A 13,807-nucleotide genomic window follows, 5' to 3' on the forward strand; every position below is an offset into this window, starting at 1 on the left:
TCCGGCGGTGCTTCGCAAAAGAGCAAGGGCATTGTTGATCCTGTATATTGCAGCAGGTCTGGATCCAAAGAAAAACTGCATTTACTATCAATCCCATGTTTCCGGGCATGCAGAGCTTGCATGGATCCTCAATTGTTTCACTTATATGGGCGAACTGAACCGGATGACCCAGTTCAAGGATAAAGCGGCGAAGCATGCAGATAACATTAATGCGGGACTTTTCACTTATCCTGTGCTGATGGCGGCAGATATTCTCCTGTATCAGGCGGATGTGGTTCCGGTCGGAGTGGATCAGATGCAGCATCTGGAGCTGACAAGAGATATTGCGGAGCGTTTTAATAATATTTACGGGGACGTATTTACGATCCCGGAGGCATATATCGGAAAAGTGGGCGCTAAGATCATGAGCCTTCAGGATCCCTCTAAGAAAATGTCCAAATCAGACGAAAACCCCAATGCCAGCATTTATCTGATGGATGACCCGGATACTATTATGAGAAAGTGCAAGAGAGCTGTGACAGATTCTGAAGCCCAGATCCTTTACCGTGATGAGCAGCCGGGGATCAAGAATCTGATCAATATCTACAGTGCATGTACCGGAAAGACTCCGGAGGAAGTAGTAAAGGAATTTGACGGAAAAGGATATGGCGAATTTAAGCCGGCAGTGGGAGAAGCAGTCGTATCCGTGTTAAAGCCTCTTCAGGAGGAAGCGGCACGTCTGGAAAAAGATAAGGCATATATTGACGGTATTATAAAAGAAAATGCGGAAAAAGCAGGTTATTTTGCAAATAAGACACTTAGAAAAGTGCAGAAGAAAGTAGGATTCCCGGAAAGGATCCGCTAAAATTCCGGAAAGGCAGAGAAAAAGAGATGGCAATACAGACAGCGGGAGAGCAGAAGTATTATGATCTGATTGAAGAAAAAGCAAAAAAGATGCGCACAGCAATGATCATCTGGATCAGCTTTCTTGCGCTTGCCTTGATCTCTGTATTTTCTAATATCCTGCTGGGAGCAGTGTTTGGAGCGCTGGGCGTTTTTCTGGCAGTAAGAAACCGAAAAGAACAGAAAGAAATGGACAAAGAGCTGGAAAGAGCCGGGGATAAAACAGAGTTCTTTAATCAGTTGATTGCGCCGGATGCACTGGAAGTTCCCGACTTTCAGCTGATAGTGACAAGGGATTATATTGTGCAGTGCACAAGAGAGAAGCTTTATATCCGGCCGCGAAGTGAGATCAGGAGCAAGGATATTGCCACAGAGAAAGGGACGAAGGTTCTGATTCTTACAGATCAGAATGGGATCAGACACGAAGCGGCCAGAGCGAAGAAAAAAGATGCAGCAGCATTTGACAAAATCTGTCGGGTGCTGCAAGCAGAAGAATAAAAAATCAAGCCCATTTCCAAGGGGCTTGATTTTTTGTCATTAATTTAGGAAAATTTAATCCTCATCGTCGCTTTGCACCGTATAAGTCTGGCGTTTTCTTGCCATCTCGTCACTTTCCAGATATTCGTCATAAGTGGTGATCTTATCGATCAGTTTTCCGCCCGGCACAATTTCCATGATGCGGTTTGCGGTCGTCTGTACGATCTGATGGTCGCGGGAGGAGAAAAGCAGGACGCCCGGAAATTTCATCATCCCGTTGTTGAGGGCGGTGATGGATTCCATGTCCAGATGGTTGGTAGGCTCATCCAGAATCAGGACGTTTGCTCCGGAGATCATCATCCTGGAAAGCATGCAGCGGACTTTTTCACCTCCGGAAAGAACATTTACCCGTTTTACTCCGTCATCGCCGGAGAAAAGCATACGGCCAAGGAATCCCCGGACATAAGTAACATCCTTTTCTTCCGAATACTGCATCAGCCATTCTACGATGGTGTAATCGTTATCAAACTCAGAACCAAAATCCAGAGGGAAATAAGCCTGTGACGTTGTAACGCCCCACTTGTAAGTACCTTCATCCGGTTCCATCTCCCCGGTCAGTATCTGGAAGAGAGTGGATTTGGCAAGCTCATTTCCGCCTACAAATGCCACTTTGTCTTCTCGGTTCAGCGTGAAGGAAATGTTGTCCAGAATCTTTTCCCCGTCAATGGTTTTGCTAAGGCCCTCTACAGTGAGAACTTCATTTCCGATTTCACGGTTGGGGCGAAAATCGATATAAGGGTAGCGGCGGCTGGAAGGCTGAATGTCATCCAGCTGGATTTTCTCCAGGGCCCGTTTTCTGGAAGTAGCCTGCTTGGATTTGGAAGCATTGGCGCTGAAACGGGAAATAAATTCCTGCAGTTCCTTGATCTTTTCTTCTTTTTTCTTATTGGCTTCTTTCATCTGGCGGATCAGAAGCTGGCTGGATTCATACCAGAAATCATAGTTTCCGGCGTAAAGTTTAATTTTGCCGTAGTCAATATCGGCAATCTGTGTACAGACCTTGTTCAGGAAATAACGGTCGTGGGAGACAACAATCACTGTATTGTCGAAATTAATCAGAAATTCCTCCAGCCACGCGATAGCATCCAGATCCAGATGGTTGGTAGGCTCGTCCAGAAGGAGGATATCCGGGTTGCCGAAAAGAGCCTGGGCAAGGAGAACCTTTACCTTTTCCGGTCCGTTTAAGTCCTTCATAAGTTTGTAATGCATTTCTGTGTCAATGCCAAGTCCGTTCAGCAAAGAAGCGGCGTCAGATTCTGCCTCCCAGCCGTTCATTGTGGCAAATTCCGCTTCCAGCTCACTGGCACGGATGCCGTCTTCGTCAGTGAAGTCCTCTTTGGCATAAATGACTTCTTTTTCTTTCATGATTTCGTATAGCCGGGCATTTCCCATAATGACTGTATCCAGAACGGGAAATTCATCATATTTAAAATGATCCTGCTGAAGAAAGGAAAGCCGCTCTCCCGGAGTGATGATCACCTCACCTTTGGTAGGCTCCAGCTGCCCGGAAAGGATCTTCAGGAAAGTAGATTTTCCGGCTCCGTTGGCGCCGATCAGACCGTAGCAGTTTCCTTCGGTAAATTTAATGTTTACATCTTCAAACAATGCTTTTTTGCCGACACGCAGCGTTACATTACTTGTACTGATCATAAATATCCGTCTCCTTAATATTATCCTTAATAATTAGGTTTCAATCCCATGAATGGGGATGTGCGCATATCTCGATGCGATACAAAGCATATCTTAGCAAAAAATACCGGAAATAGCAAGAAAATAAGGTTCCCATTCAGGAGAAATCCGTTTATAATGAGAAAGGAAAGTGAGGAGATGAATATGGAAAAGGCAACAATGGTGCTGGAGGGCGGAGCCACCAGAGGCGTATTTACATCTGGAGCTTTGGACTACCTGATGGAGAAGGATTTTTATACCTCCCATGTGATAGGGGTATCCGCCGGAAGCTGCAATGGCGTGGACTATGTTTCCAGACAACCGGGACGTACAAAAGACTGTATGATACATAAGGAAAAAGAATATAGCTACTATTATGGATTTGCAAAATTTATAAAAGAAAAAAGCCTTCTTGATATGGATATGGTATTTGAACGTTATCCAAAAGAAATCTTCCCCTTTGACTTTGATACTTATTTTGCATCGGAGATGGAGTGTGAGATCGTAACGACCAATTGTATTACAGGAGAGGCAGAATATATGACTGAAAGAAAAGATGAGGACAGGCTGATGAAGCTTTGCAGAGCGTCCAGCAGTATGCCGCTGATCAGTCCTATTGTCAATATTGACGGCGTTCCTTATCTGGACGGCGGTCTTGCCGATTCTATTCCGATCCGCCGGGCAATGGAGATCGGAAATGAGAAGATCATAGTGATCCTTACGAGGAATCCGGGATACCGCAAGAAAATGCCTTCAAAAGCGGCAGTAAAAGTATACCGCCGGGCATACCGGAACTACCCGAAGCTGGTAAAGAGCATCGTCCGGCGCAATGTTGTCTACAACAGGACAATGGAGATGTTGGAACGCCTGGAGGAGGAAGGAAAGATCTTTGTCCTTCGTCCGCTGATCCCTACCGTATCACGGCTGGAGAAGGACTATGATGTACTGATGCATTTTTATGAACATGGATACCGTCTGATGAAGAGAGAATATGACGCACTTCAGAAATATATGGAACAATAAATATGGGAGGAAAGAACATGTATTTATATAAACATCATATTGCCACAAGAGGCGCGCAGCAGATGTCAAAAGTAACGGATATGGTGCGGGAAGATATTGAAAAGAGCGGAGTGAAGGATGGTATTGTAGTGGTATTTTCTCCCCATACGACGGCAGGCTTTACGATCAATGAAAACGCAGATCCGGATGTAGTCCATGATATGCTTAAGGGATTTGAAAAGGTATTTCCCACCAATGCAGATTATTACCGGCATATAGAAGGAAATTCCCATGCCCATATGAAAACTACAGTGGTAGGGCCTTCACAGACTTTGATTTTAAACGAAGGGGACCTGCTTCTTGGTATTTGGCAGGATTTGTATTTCTGTGATTTTGATGGCCCAAGAAACCGCACATTTTATGTAAAAATTATGGAAGGTTAGGAAGGAAAGAAAGACAGGATGGATGAAGAAAAAGTGCTTCAGTTTTTATCTCTGGCTGAAAAATTAAAATGCCAGACCAGACATTCCTGGACAACCAACGGAAGGCAGGAAAGCGTGGCAGAACATGTGTATCGCCTTATGGTCTTTGTCTGGCTATTAAAAGACGAATTTCCAGACTGTGATATGAATCGGGTGATGGAACTTGCTTTATTTCATGATATGGGAGAGGCGCTGACAGGAGATATCCCGGCCTTTGAAAAGGGCAGAGAGGATGAAAAGATAGAAGAAGAGGCACAGCAGAGGATTGCCGATATGCTCCCGGAACCATACAGGGCAAGACTTTCCTCCATTTTTAAAGAAGTAGAAGAGAAGGAAACAAAAGAATCCAGACTTCTTCAGGCAATGGACAAGCTGGAAGCCCTGATTCAGCATAATGAAGCAGATCTATCTACCTGGTTGCCGCTGGAATATGAACTTCAGCTTACTTATGGGCAGGAGCAGACAAAGGATATTCCCTATATGAAGAAACTTCGCCAAAGAGTCTATGAGGATTCAGTGGAAAAGATGAAGGCAGCGGGGAATGATAAAGGAATATAAACGCATATTTCTATATTATAATAGTCGCAAAGATATCCTGGTCAGAAACTGGGATTCTTCCACAGCCATTTCATCCAGTACGGCTTCTTTATAGAAGAAGCTGCCGGGATTTTTAGCAGCAGCTTCCTGGAAGGCAAGAAGTTTTGCAAGAGCCTGGTCGGCATGATAATAGTTGCCACGCAGATAAATGGCAGCATACGTGCCGGCCTTTTTTAAATGAGTAGTAAGGAAGGGCGGGACATCCTCCGGTTTCAGGGAAGTTTTTGTGAAAAAAAAGGCATAGGTATCGTACTGTTTTTGAACGACGGACTCCCAGGGAAGCATGGCGCCATATGGATGGCCGGAATTCAGGTCATACTTGCTGCAGGTACCGATATGGCTGCAAAGGGCTGAAAAAACCGGTTCATGCTCTGAGGAAAAGACAGGGCTGCTTAAAATAAGAAGCTCATCTTCCTCTTGCTTTTCCAGGTGTACCTCGGAGAAGCGGGTGACATCTTTCAGATGCCTTCCCTGGCGGACAAGATCTAATTTTGTATTTATGACGGTCTGGATACGGCTAAGATGCCGAAGCTGTGCGGCAACTTTTTTTTGCTGTTCACGAAGCAGTTCTTCAAAGTATTCTGGATTTTTATGATCAATATATTCTTTAATTTCTTTTAAAGGCATCCCTAATTCTTTTAAACAGGTGATGGTAAAAAATACATCACACTGTTTCTCGCTGTAATAACGATATCCTTTTTCATCTGTATATGCAGGAGAAAAGAGCCCGATTTCATCATAGTGAAAAAGGGTTCTTTTATTTGTGCCGCAAAGGGCGGCAAATTCCCCTGTTTTTATGCATGGAATATCAAATTTTTGCATAATTATTCACCAACTCTCTTGACTATAACGTAACGGTATACTTTATTATAAATAAGTCATACAGGGGAGTCAACGATCCCTGTATATATTTTGTATTTAAGGAGAATGAACAGCATGCCAAAATTAAGCGAACGTGTCGGAACTTTTACGGATTCTGTTATCCGGCGGATGACTAGAATCAGCGATGAATATAATGCAATCAATCTGTCTCAGGGATTTCCGGATTTTGATCCGCCTAAGGCAATTATGGACGCCCTTGCGAAAGCTGCATACGAGGGTCCCCACCAGTATTCTGTTACATTTGGAGCAGAGAATTTCAGAGAGGCGCTTGCAAGAAAGCAGGGAAAAGCAATTGGACGAAAGATTGATCCGGAGAAAGAAATTGTCGTAACTTGCGGGGGCACAGAAGCTATGATGTGCGCGATGATGACAATCTGTAATCCTGGGGATAAGGTGATGGTCTTTTCTCCATTTTATGAAAATTATGGAGCGGATGCGATCTTATCCGGAGCAGAGCCTATTTATATTCCTCTTGTACCGCCGGAATATGCATTTGATATTTCTTTGGTAGAACAAGGATTTAAAGAAGGGGCAAAGGCGATCATTGTCTGTAATCCATCCAATCCATGCGGGAAAGTATTTTCCAGAGAAGAACTGATGCAGATTGGGAATCTGGCAGTGAAGTATGATGCCTTTGTTGTGACAGATGAGGTATATGAACATATGGTATATGCGCCTTACCATCATACTTGTATGGCTTCTCTTCCTGGAATGTATGAGCATACAATTACCTGTAATTCTCTTTCTAAGACGTATTCCATTACCGGATGGAGGCTGGGATATCTGATCGGGCCCGAAGAAGTAGTAGAGGCCGCTAAAAAGGTACATGACTTTCTGACAGTGGGGGCGGCAGCACCGCTTCAGGAGGCAGCAGTCGTAGGGCTTACATTTCCGGAGTCCTATTATGAGGAGCTGCTTAGAGTATATACAGAAAAAAGAGAGTATTTTCTGGCAGGACTGGATCGGATCGGTCTTAAGCATAATGTGCCCCAGGGAACTTACTTTGTATTGGTAGACATTCAAGAGTTTTTGGATCTTCCACAGTTTCAGGGATATACGGATCTTGAATTCTGTGAATGGATGATTCGAAATATTAAAGTGGCGGCAGTGCCGGGATCCAGCTTCTTTAAAGAGGAAGTCAATCATCTGATCCGGCTGCATTTCGCAAGGGAAAAGGAAACCATTGATGAAGCAATCAGCCGTCTGGCAAAATTACAGGAGTTATTATCATGAAATCATATTCAGTATTTTTTGCAAACTATACAATTGGAGAGGATGCATATGAACAAGTTGTTCCTGTTTGCGCACCTCATGGCAGCAGAATCCTTCTGATTGGAGGAGAAAAAGCGATGGCGGCAGCAGGGGGGCTGTTGAAAGATGCCATAAAAGGAAGCAGCCTTGAAATTGTAGATGAGGTCGTATTTGGCAAAGACTGTACATATGGAGCCATCGACCATTGGGCTGTGTATGCAAGAGAACAAAAAGCAGATATGATATTTGGACTGGGAGGTGGAAAAGCCCTTGATACAGCAAAGGGGGCAGCAGCAAGAGCAGGTCTCCCTGTTTTCACATTTCCCACAATTGCGGCTACTTGTGCAGCCACAACAGCACTGTCTGTTGTTTATAAAGAGGATGGTAACTTTGACAGTTTTTATTTCTTTGACAGACCGGCAAGACACTGTTTTATCCATACATCTGTGATTGCCAAAGCCCCATTTATTTATCTTAGAGCAGGGATGGGAGATACCATCGGAAAATTTTTTGAATGCCACTTTTCGGCACGGGGTGACCAGCTGGAACACAGCTCTTTTATGGGCAGAGAGATCAGCAATCTTTGCTATGGTCCCCTTTTAGAGCATGGCGTCCAGGCTCTAAACGACTGCAGGGAACATAAAGTATCTTTTGCGCTTGAGCAGGCAGTGCTTGCCAATATTGTAAGCACAGGCATGGTGTCTTTGATGGTTGTAGACGATTACAACTGCGCCATTGCCCATTCAGTTTACTATGGATTGGTTCTGATTCCGGGATTTGAAGAAAAATATCTTCATGGCGATGTGGTCGCATATGGGGTTTTGGTGCAGCTTGCGGTAGATCAGGATATGGAAAGGCTGAAGGAAGTAAAAAGATTTATGCAGCAATTAGGCATTTTGTCTACTTTGAAGGAAATGGGAGTTCCTCTTGACCGGGAGTATTTAAAAGAGGTATTGAAAGAAACAGTAACAGGTCCTGATATGGAGCATATCCCATATGCTGTGACAGAGGATATGATTTTTGAAGGTATGAAAGTCGTAGAGGAGTTGGGATAAGAAATGGAAAACACATATATAAACAGAAAAAATATTTTAAAATTCATATTAGGATCTGCTTTCGGTGTACTGATGTTTCTAGTACCAATCCCTTATGAAGAATCTTTTACTACGCTTCTTGATTTTGTAAAAGTATGGTTGCAGACTCTTTTTGGAAGTGCACTTCCCTATATGATTATGGCGCTCCTTGTTGTATCGGCAGCTTTCAGCCTTTTTGATTATGCATTCAAACCAGAGTTTATCAGGAAGAACCGGTATTTGAGCAAGGCATTCTGCACCACGCCCTTATATCTGATTTCCAAAATTATCGGGGCTTGTGTAGGAGTTATGGTTGTGATGGGAGTAGGGCCGGAAGTTGTCACTTCAGCAGATACAGGTGGAACGATCATTGACCTTTGCGGTACATTGTTCTGCATTTTGATCGCCTTCAGCTTTGTCCTTCCATTTCTGACCGACTGTGGAATTATGGAATTCTTAGGGGTAATTGCACGCCCCATTGTCCGGCCACTATTTCATGTGCCGGGAAGGGCATCGGTGGATCTGATTGCCTCCTGGTTCGGGGCGGCTAATGCAGCAGTTATTTTAACAAGAGAGCAGTATATGAAGGGATTTTATACCAAAAGAGAAGCGGGCTATATTATGACTAATTTTTCATTGGTATCCGTTCCTTTCTGTCTGATGGTAGCAAATACGATTGGACTGGATTCTAATTTTCCTGTTTTTTATCTTTGCATCTGTCTGGTAGGAATGACCCTGGCAGTCATTATAGCCAGGATACCGCCTATACGTACCATACCTGACACCTACCGGGAGGCGACGGGAAAGAAAGTGGCAGAAGATCGGGACGAAAGTAAAGGGATTCTGGCCTACGCTTTGGAATCCAGCTGTAAAAGAGCCTCTGAATTTCATGGGAAAACAGTAGCATCCAGTGGGCTGGAAGTTATGATGGGAACCTTGTTTGATCTCATTCCCATAGTAGCTTCCTGGGGAGTGATTGCCCTGATGATTGCTACTTATACGCCGTTTTTTGACTGGATATCCTATCCTATGGGACTGTATCTGCAGCTGTTTGGCGTACAGGATGCATTTACAGTGGCTCCTGCAACGCTTGTGGGATTTACGGATATGTTTATTCCTGCTCTTCTAATTGCGGGTACAGAGGTTGCAGTAAAAACAAAGTTTATTATAGGAGTACTTTCCCTTGTGCAGATTATTTATCTGACAGAAGTGGGAACAGTTGTGATCAAAAGCGAAGTTCCGCTAAACTTCTGGAAGCTTTTTGTAATTTTCCTGGAAAGGACACTCATTGCCATTCCTTTGATTGTACTTTTTGCAAATTTAATTTATTAGAAAAAAGGACCATGCAGTTTATGCATGGTTCTTCTTATAAAATGCTAAATAAAGTCGTTTGTTATGAAATTAATAACGGATTTCCTGAAGATAAAGTCCTTTTGGATCACAGGGAAGGCTTGCGGACTGCCGTCCGGCAAAAATTTCTTCGATATCTTCCTTTTTTCGCGTGCCGAGACCGATTTCAAGAAGTGTGCCAATGATCATTCTTGCCATGTTGTGAAGGAAGTCGTCAGCGTGAATGGTGATCTGCATTTCTTCCCCATCATCATAGACTTCAATTTTATAGATTTCCCGTTCTGTAGACTTAGTCTGTTTTACGGTAGAAAAGCTCTTAAAGTCATGACGGCCGGTCAAAAGAAGAGCAGCCTGCTGCATGGCTTTTTTGTCCGGCATACGGAAACAGTGAAATGTATATTTTCGGTCAAAAACACTTGGCACATCGTTGATGGTCATACGGTATACATAAATTTTTGATCTGGCGTTGAGCTGTGAATGAAAGCGCTCGGGAACATCTTCCACCTGGATAACCGCAATATCCATAGGAAGATAGCGGTTCAGATAATGCTGGATTTCGTAATCCTTCATTTCGGTATTTGTTTTGAAATTGGCAATCTGCGCGTAAGCGTGGACGCCTGTCTCCGTTCTGCAGCCGCAGAAAAGTTCCACCGTTTCGCCTGTCATTTTCTGTATTACTTCAATGATCTTATTAGAGATCGTATTTGTAGATTCATTTTTGCCAAGGCGTGTCCAACCCTGATATCTGCTTCCGTCATATTCGATTGTAAGTTTTATATTACGCATAACGTCACCCTCCGGATTCCGGTAATTATTTTGAAAAATCAGTTTTAGTATAGCAGATTTTCTGGTATACTGTCCAGTGACTGGAAAGTATAAAAATCAGAATGGAGAATAGAAACTATGGCAGAAAGCAGAAAGGTATCAGAATCATTGACGGAGACTGTGCACATGGTAAGGCCCAATCATTTAAATGCAGCAGGGCGTCTCTTCGGAGGCATTCTGATGCAGTGGATGGACGAAATTGCGGGACTTGTGGCAAAGCGTCATACAAGAAAAAATGTAATCACTGCATCTGTGGATAATCTGCGGTTCTTAAGGGGTGCTTACCAAAGAGATGTAGTTGTGATCACAGGAAAGGTTACTTATGTGGGAAATACATCCATGGAGGTGAAAGTGGATTCCTGTGTGGAACATTTAAATGGGGAAAGGACACTGATCAACCGTGCCTATTTTACCATGGTGGCGCTGGATGAGAACGATCACCCCACACCTGTCCCGAAACTGATCCTCGAGACAGAGGAAGAAGAACAGGAATGGGAAAGCGGAGCCAAAAGAAGGGTGATGCGCAAAATGAGAAAAGAAGAGGGATTTTAAAATAGGGTCTTTAAAGGCCCTATTTTTTTCTCCGCATCTGTGTCATAACAAGATTTACCATAGTGTCAATCTGATTCTTTTCTTCATCCGAACGTCCCTCTTTCAGAATTTCCAGAATCAGTGATGTTTCTTCCGGGGTAAACTGGATGCCTCGTTTCCCGGCGGAAGTGATCAAAGCCATCATAACTGCCGCAAGAGAATTTCCGGATTTCCCTGCGGTCTGCTGTGCAGCGGTTTTGATGAGTTCCAGTTTGACGGGATCAATATCTTTCATCGCCGGGTGGTTCAGCCATTCCTGGGTCATTTTCATCATCTCCTTCCTGATCTTCGTTCGAGTGATCTTCACTTTCCGATGTATTCTGGAATGCATTCATCATCTGCATGACGCCGGAAAGGTCGCCCATATCTGCACCGGAAAAATCAGGCATATCCATATCTTTCATCATATCCATCATACTCATGGCAGACAGCAGCATATCGATAGTTTCGGCGTCCTTTCCAAGATAAGGTCTTACATCTTCCAGAATTTCCGTGACAGAAGCAGAAGATTTAGAGAAAGTATCCCTCTGGGAAACAGAGCCGAAGAGGCCGAAATACTCTGCAGTTTTTTTAAGCTCCAGAAATTTAATATAGAAGGCCAGCATCCGCTGGATGCCAGGCGGGGTATACGGAAGCATCAGCTTCATTATCTGCAGCTGAGTAGAACTGGTAAGTATGTCAAAAGGAGTCATGGGTAGAGGAGGATGTTTTTCCATATGACCCACCTTTGCGTGGCGTTGTAACTATGTATATGAAGAAAGAAAAACGGATATGCAGCAAGAAAGCGCGTCATTTACTAAATGCAGGAGGGAACAGCCGCAGCTGTCCCCTCTCTGACAGATTAGCAGCATCCGTTTCCGCCAAAGCCGCCGCAGCAGCACAGGAGAAGGATGATCCACAGGCAGCTGTCGTTTCCGCATCCGCAGCCAAAGTCACCGCTTCTTCCAAAACCATTGCCGCCGCAGCAGCACAGAAGAAGAATGATCCAGATACAGCTGTTTCCTCCAAATGTATTTCCACATCCGCAGCCTCCGCCGGAACGTACTCCTGAATCGCATCCGCATGATAAATCGCTCATAAGATAGCCTCCAACATATTTTGTTTACAGTACATCATATGCCCGGGAGAAAAAAGTGTGAAAGAGAAAATAAAAAAACTGATCTGATTCAGCTTCTAATATTCATTGTTGCGCTTGTTGGTCTTATTTATGAGATCTCCAAGGGAAAGAAATAGCCGCCACTACTGCGAATAGTGACGGCTGTTGAATATAACAGTTAGTTCATTGTCAAGGGTAGCCGTTTCTATGGCTTTCCCTTTTTCTATATTTAATATAACATATCAGACAATATGAAGCAAGGACTATATATTTTTTCTGCCGGATTCAGACTAATATTAATCTGTCAAGAAAAAATGCTTGACACCACAAGAGAATTATTATATGATGACACAGGTGATAAAAAATGAATGAAATACTAGAACAGGCGCTGCTGTATGATTTTTACGGTGAGCTGCTAACCAGTCACCAAAAAGAGATATATGAACAGTTTATTCTTGAGGATCTGTCCCTGGGTGAGATTGCTTCCGATGCAGGGATCAGCCGTCAGGGAGTTCATGACCTGGTTAAGCGGTGCAGCAAGACACTGCAGGGGTATGAAGAAAAGCTGCATCTGGTAGAAAAGTTTCTTTCTATAAAAGAAAAGATAGAGAGAATGGATCATATTCTGGAGCAGCATACAGAGAAAGAAAATCAGGAACTGGTATCCAGTATCCGGACGATCGCAAGAGAGATCATAGAGGAATTGTAGTATTAATATAGAGGAGTTAAAGAATGGCTTTTGACAGTTTGACAGAAAAACTTCAGAACGTATTCCGCAATTTGCGGAGCAAAGGCCGGCTGACAGAGGATGATGTCAAGGAGGCAATGAAGGAGATCAAAAGAGCTCTTCTTGCCGCTGACGTAAACTTTAAAGTCGTAAAGAATTTTATAAAAAATGTCCAGGAGCGAGCCATCGGACAGGATGTGATGAACGGTCTGAATCCCGGCCAGATGGTGATAAAGATTGTAAATGAGGAACTGATTTCTCTGATGGGTTCCGAAACAACTGAGATCAAGCTCCAGCCCGGAAGCGCCATTACTGTTATTATGATGGCTGGTCTCCAGGGGGCAGGTAAGACAACAACTACCGCAAAACTGGCGGGAAAATATAAATTAAAAGGGAAGAAACCTCTTCTTGTAGCATGTGACGTGTACAGACCGGCTGCTATCAAACAGCTGCAGGTCAATGGAGAAAAGCAGGGCGTGGAAGTTTTTTCTATGGGAGAAAATCACAAGCCTTCCAATATCGCCAAAGCAGCTCTGGAGCATGCGCAGAAAAACGGCAATAACCTGGTGATCCTTGATACGGCAGGACGGCTTCATATTGATGAGGACATGATGGCGGAGCTTCAGGAAATCAAGGAAGCGGTAGAAGTACATCAGACGATTCTTGTCATTGATGCCATGACCGGACAGGATGCGGTTAATGTAGCAGAAGAATTTAATCAGAAAATTGGAATAGATGGTGTGATCGTTACAAAACTGGACGGTGACACAAGAGGCGGTGCGGCGCTGTCTGTTAAGGCGGTGACCGGGAAACCGATTCTCTATGTAGGTATGGGAGAAAAGCT

General features: G+C 43.9%; 17 protein-coding genes. 11 read left to right on the plus strand and 6 right to left on the minus strand.

The features are described from left to right. Both trpS and WJ238_RS00495 read left to right on the plus strand, forming a co-directional pair. The coding region (gene trpS / locus WJ238_RS00490) for a tryptophan--tRNA ligase (protein ID WP_337605855.1) at positions 1-844 on the plus strand (844 nt) is incomplete at its 5' end. 26 nt (positions 845-870) lie between these two features. Further along, positions 871-1,380: a hypothetical protein gene (locus WJ238_RS00495; RefSeq protein ID WP_337605856.1), complete on the plus strand. Its 510-nt coding sequence runs from the start codon at positions 871-873 to the stop codon at positions 1,378-1,380. Positions 1,381-1,434: 54 nt separating this feature from the next. Here WJ238_RS00495 and WJ238_RS00500 read toward each other — a convergent pair whose 3' ends face one another. After that, positions 1,435-3,069 carry an ABC-F family ATP-binding cassette domain-containing protein gene (locus tag WJ238_RS00500; RefSeq protein ID WP_256193993.1) on the minus strand — a complete coding sequence of 545 codons (1,635 nt, stop codon included), beginning with the start codon at positions 3,067-3,069 and terminating at the stop codon, positions 1,435-1,437. 183 nt (positions 3,070-3,252) lie between these two features. On the opposite strand from WJ238_RS00500, the gene WJ238_RS00505 reads away from it, so the two are divergent. From WJ238_RS00505 to WJ238_RS00515, 3 genes are read left to right on the plus strand one after another with little or no spacing between them, the layout of a single operon-like run. Further along, positions 3,253-4,110 carry a patatin-like phospholipase family protein gene (locus tag WJ238_RS00505; protein WP_316269551.1) on the plus strand — a complete coding sequence of 286 codons (858 nt, stop codon included), beginning with the start codon at positions 3,253-3,255 and terminating at the stop codon, positions 4,108-4,110. Positions 4,111-4,127: 17 nt separating this feature from the next. Next, positions 4,128-4,532 carry a secondary thiamine-phosphate synthase enzyme YjbQ gene (locus tag WJ238_RS00510; RefSeq protein WP_337605857.1) on the plus strand — a complete coding sequence of 135 codons (405 nt, stop codon included), beginning with the start codon at positions 4,128-4,130 and terminating at the stop codon, positions 4,530-4,532. 18 nt (positions 4,533-4,550) lie between these two features. Further along, positions 4,551-5,129, plus strand: coding sequence for an HD domain-containing protein (locus WJ238_RS00515; protein ID WP_337605858.1), 579 nt, complete (start codon positions 4,551-4,553; stop codon positions 5,127-5,129). A gap of 15 nt (positions 5,130-5,144) precedes the next feature. Here the strand turns inward: WJ238_RS00515 and WJ238_RS00520 are convergent, their stop codons facing one another. Next, on the minus strand, positions 5,145-5,990 hold the full coding sequence (locus WJ238_RS00520) for a MerR family transcriptional regulator (RefSeq protein WP_337605859.1): 846 nt from the start codon (positions 5,988-5,990) through the stop codon (positions 5,145-5,147). Between the two features lie 114 nt (positions 5,991-6,104). Between WJ238_RS00520 and WJ238_RS00525 the strand changes: the two genes are divergently transcribed. The 3 genes from WJ238_RS00525 to WJ238_RS00535 all read left to right on the plus strand — a co-directional run bounded on the left by WJ238_RS00525 (position 6,105) and on the right by WJ238_RS00535 (position 9,706). Next, on the plus strand, positions 6,105-7,283 hold the full coding sequence (locus WJ238_RS00525) for a pyridoxal phosphate-dependent aminotransferase (RefSeq protein ID WP_337605860.1): 1,179 nt from the start codon (positions 6,105-6,107) through the stop codon (positions 7,281-7,283). Next, positions 7,280-8,356 (plus strand): iron-containing alcohol dehydrogenase family protein, encoded by a 1,077-nt coding sequence (locus tag WJ238_RS00530; protein WP_337605861.1) that lies wholly within the window; start codon positions 7,280-7,282, stop codon positions 8,354-8,356. The genes WJ238_RS00525 and WJ238_RS00530 overlap by 4 nt, the downstream gene beginning before the upstream one ends. 72 nt (positions 8,357-8,428) lie before the next feature. Continuing rightward, on the plus strand, positions 8,429-9,706 hold the full coding sequence (locus tag WJ238_RS00535; protein WP_337605862.1) for a YjiH family protein: 1,278 nt from the start codon (positions 8,429-8,431) through the stop codon (positions 9,704-9,706). A gap of 69 nt (positions 9,707-9,775) precedes the next feature. On the opposite strand, the gene truA is transcribed toward WJ238_RS00535, so the two are convergent. Further along, complete coding sequence (gene truA / locus WJ238_RS00540) at positions 9,776-10,510, minus strand: tRNA pseudouridine(38-40) synthase TruA (RefSeq protein WP_337605863.1); 735 nt, start codon at positions 10,508-10,510, stop codon at positions 9,776-9,778. A gap of 117 nt (positions 10,511-10,627) precedes the next feature. On the opposite strand from truA, the gene WJ238_RS00545 reads away from it, so the two are divergent. Then, the gene (locus WJ238_RS00545; protein ID WP_230106385.1) at positions 10,628-11,101 is read left to right on the plus strand and encodes an acyl-CoA thioesterase; all 474 of its coding nucleotides are present in this window, start codon (positions 10,628-10,630) and stop codon (positions 11,099-11,101) included. Between the two features lie 19 nt (positions 11,102-11,120). Here the strand turns inward: WJ238_RS00545 and WJ238_RS00550 are convergent, their stop codons facing one another. From WJ238_RS00550 to WJ238_RS00560, 3 genes are all read right to left on the minus strand, one after another. Beyond that, positions 11,121-11,405, minus strand: coding sequence for a hypothetical protein (locus tag WJ238_RS00550; protein WP_230106384.1), 285 nt, complete (start codon positions 11,403-11,405; stop codon positions 11,121-11,123). Then, entirely contained in the window at positions 11,362-11,856 is a 495-nt protein-coding gene (locus WJ238_RS00555; RefSeq protein ID WP_337605864.1) for a hypothetical protein, read from the minus strand. Before WJ238_RS00555 ends, WJ238_RS00550 begins: the two co-directional genes overlap by 44 nt. Positions 11,857-11,981: 125 nt before the next feature. Continuing rightward, positions 11,982-12,218, minus strand: a complete 237-nt coding sequence (locus tag WJ238_RS00560) for a chorion class high-cysteine HCB protein 13 (protein WP_230106382.1) — start codon at positions 12,216-12,218, stop codon at positions 11,982-11,984. Positions 12,219-12,600: 382 nt separating this feature from the next. Here WJ238_RS00560 and ylxM point away from each other — a divergent pair, with 382 nt between their 5' ends. Both ylxM and WJ238_RS00570 read left to right on the plus strand, forming a co-directional pair. After that, positions 12,601-12,945: a YlxM family DNA-binding protein gene (gene ylxM, locus WJ238_RS00565; protein ID WP_230106381.1), complete on the plus strand. Its 345-nt coding sequence runs from the start codon at positions 12,601-12,603 to the stop codon at positions 12,943-12,945. Positions 12,946-12,968: 23 nt separating this feature from the next. Continuing rightward, positions 12,969-13,807: signal recognition particle protein (locus tag WJ238_RS00570; RefSeq protein ID WP_337605865.1), on the plus strand; the 839-nt coding region annotated here is incomplete at its 3' end.

The sequence above is a fragment of the Claveliimonas sp. genome (assembly GCF_037273965.1).
GTDB lineage: Bacteria > Bacillota > Clostridia > Lachnospirales > Lachnospiraceae > Claveliimonas > Claveliimonas bilis.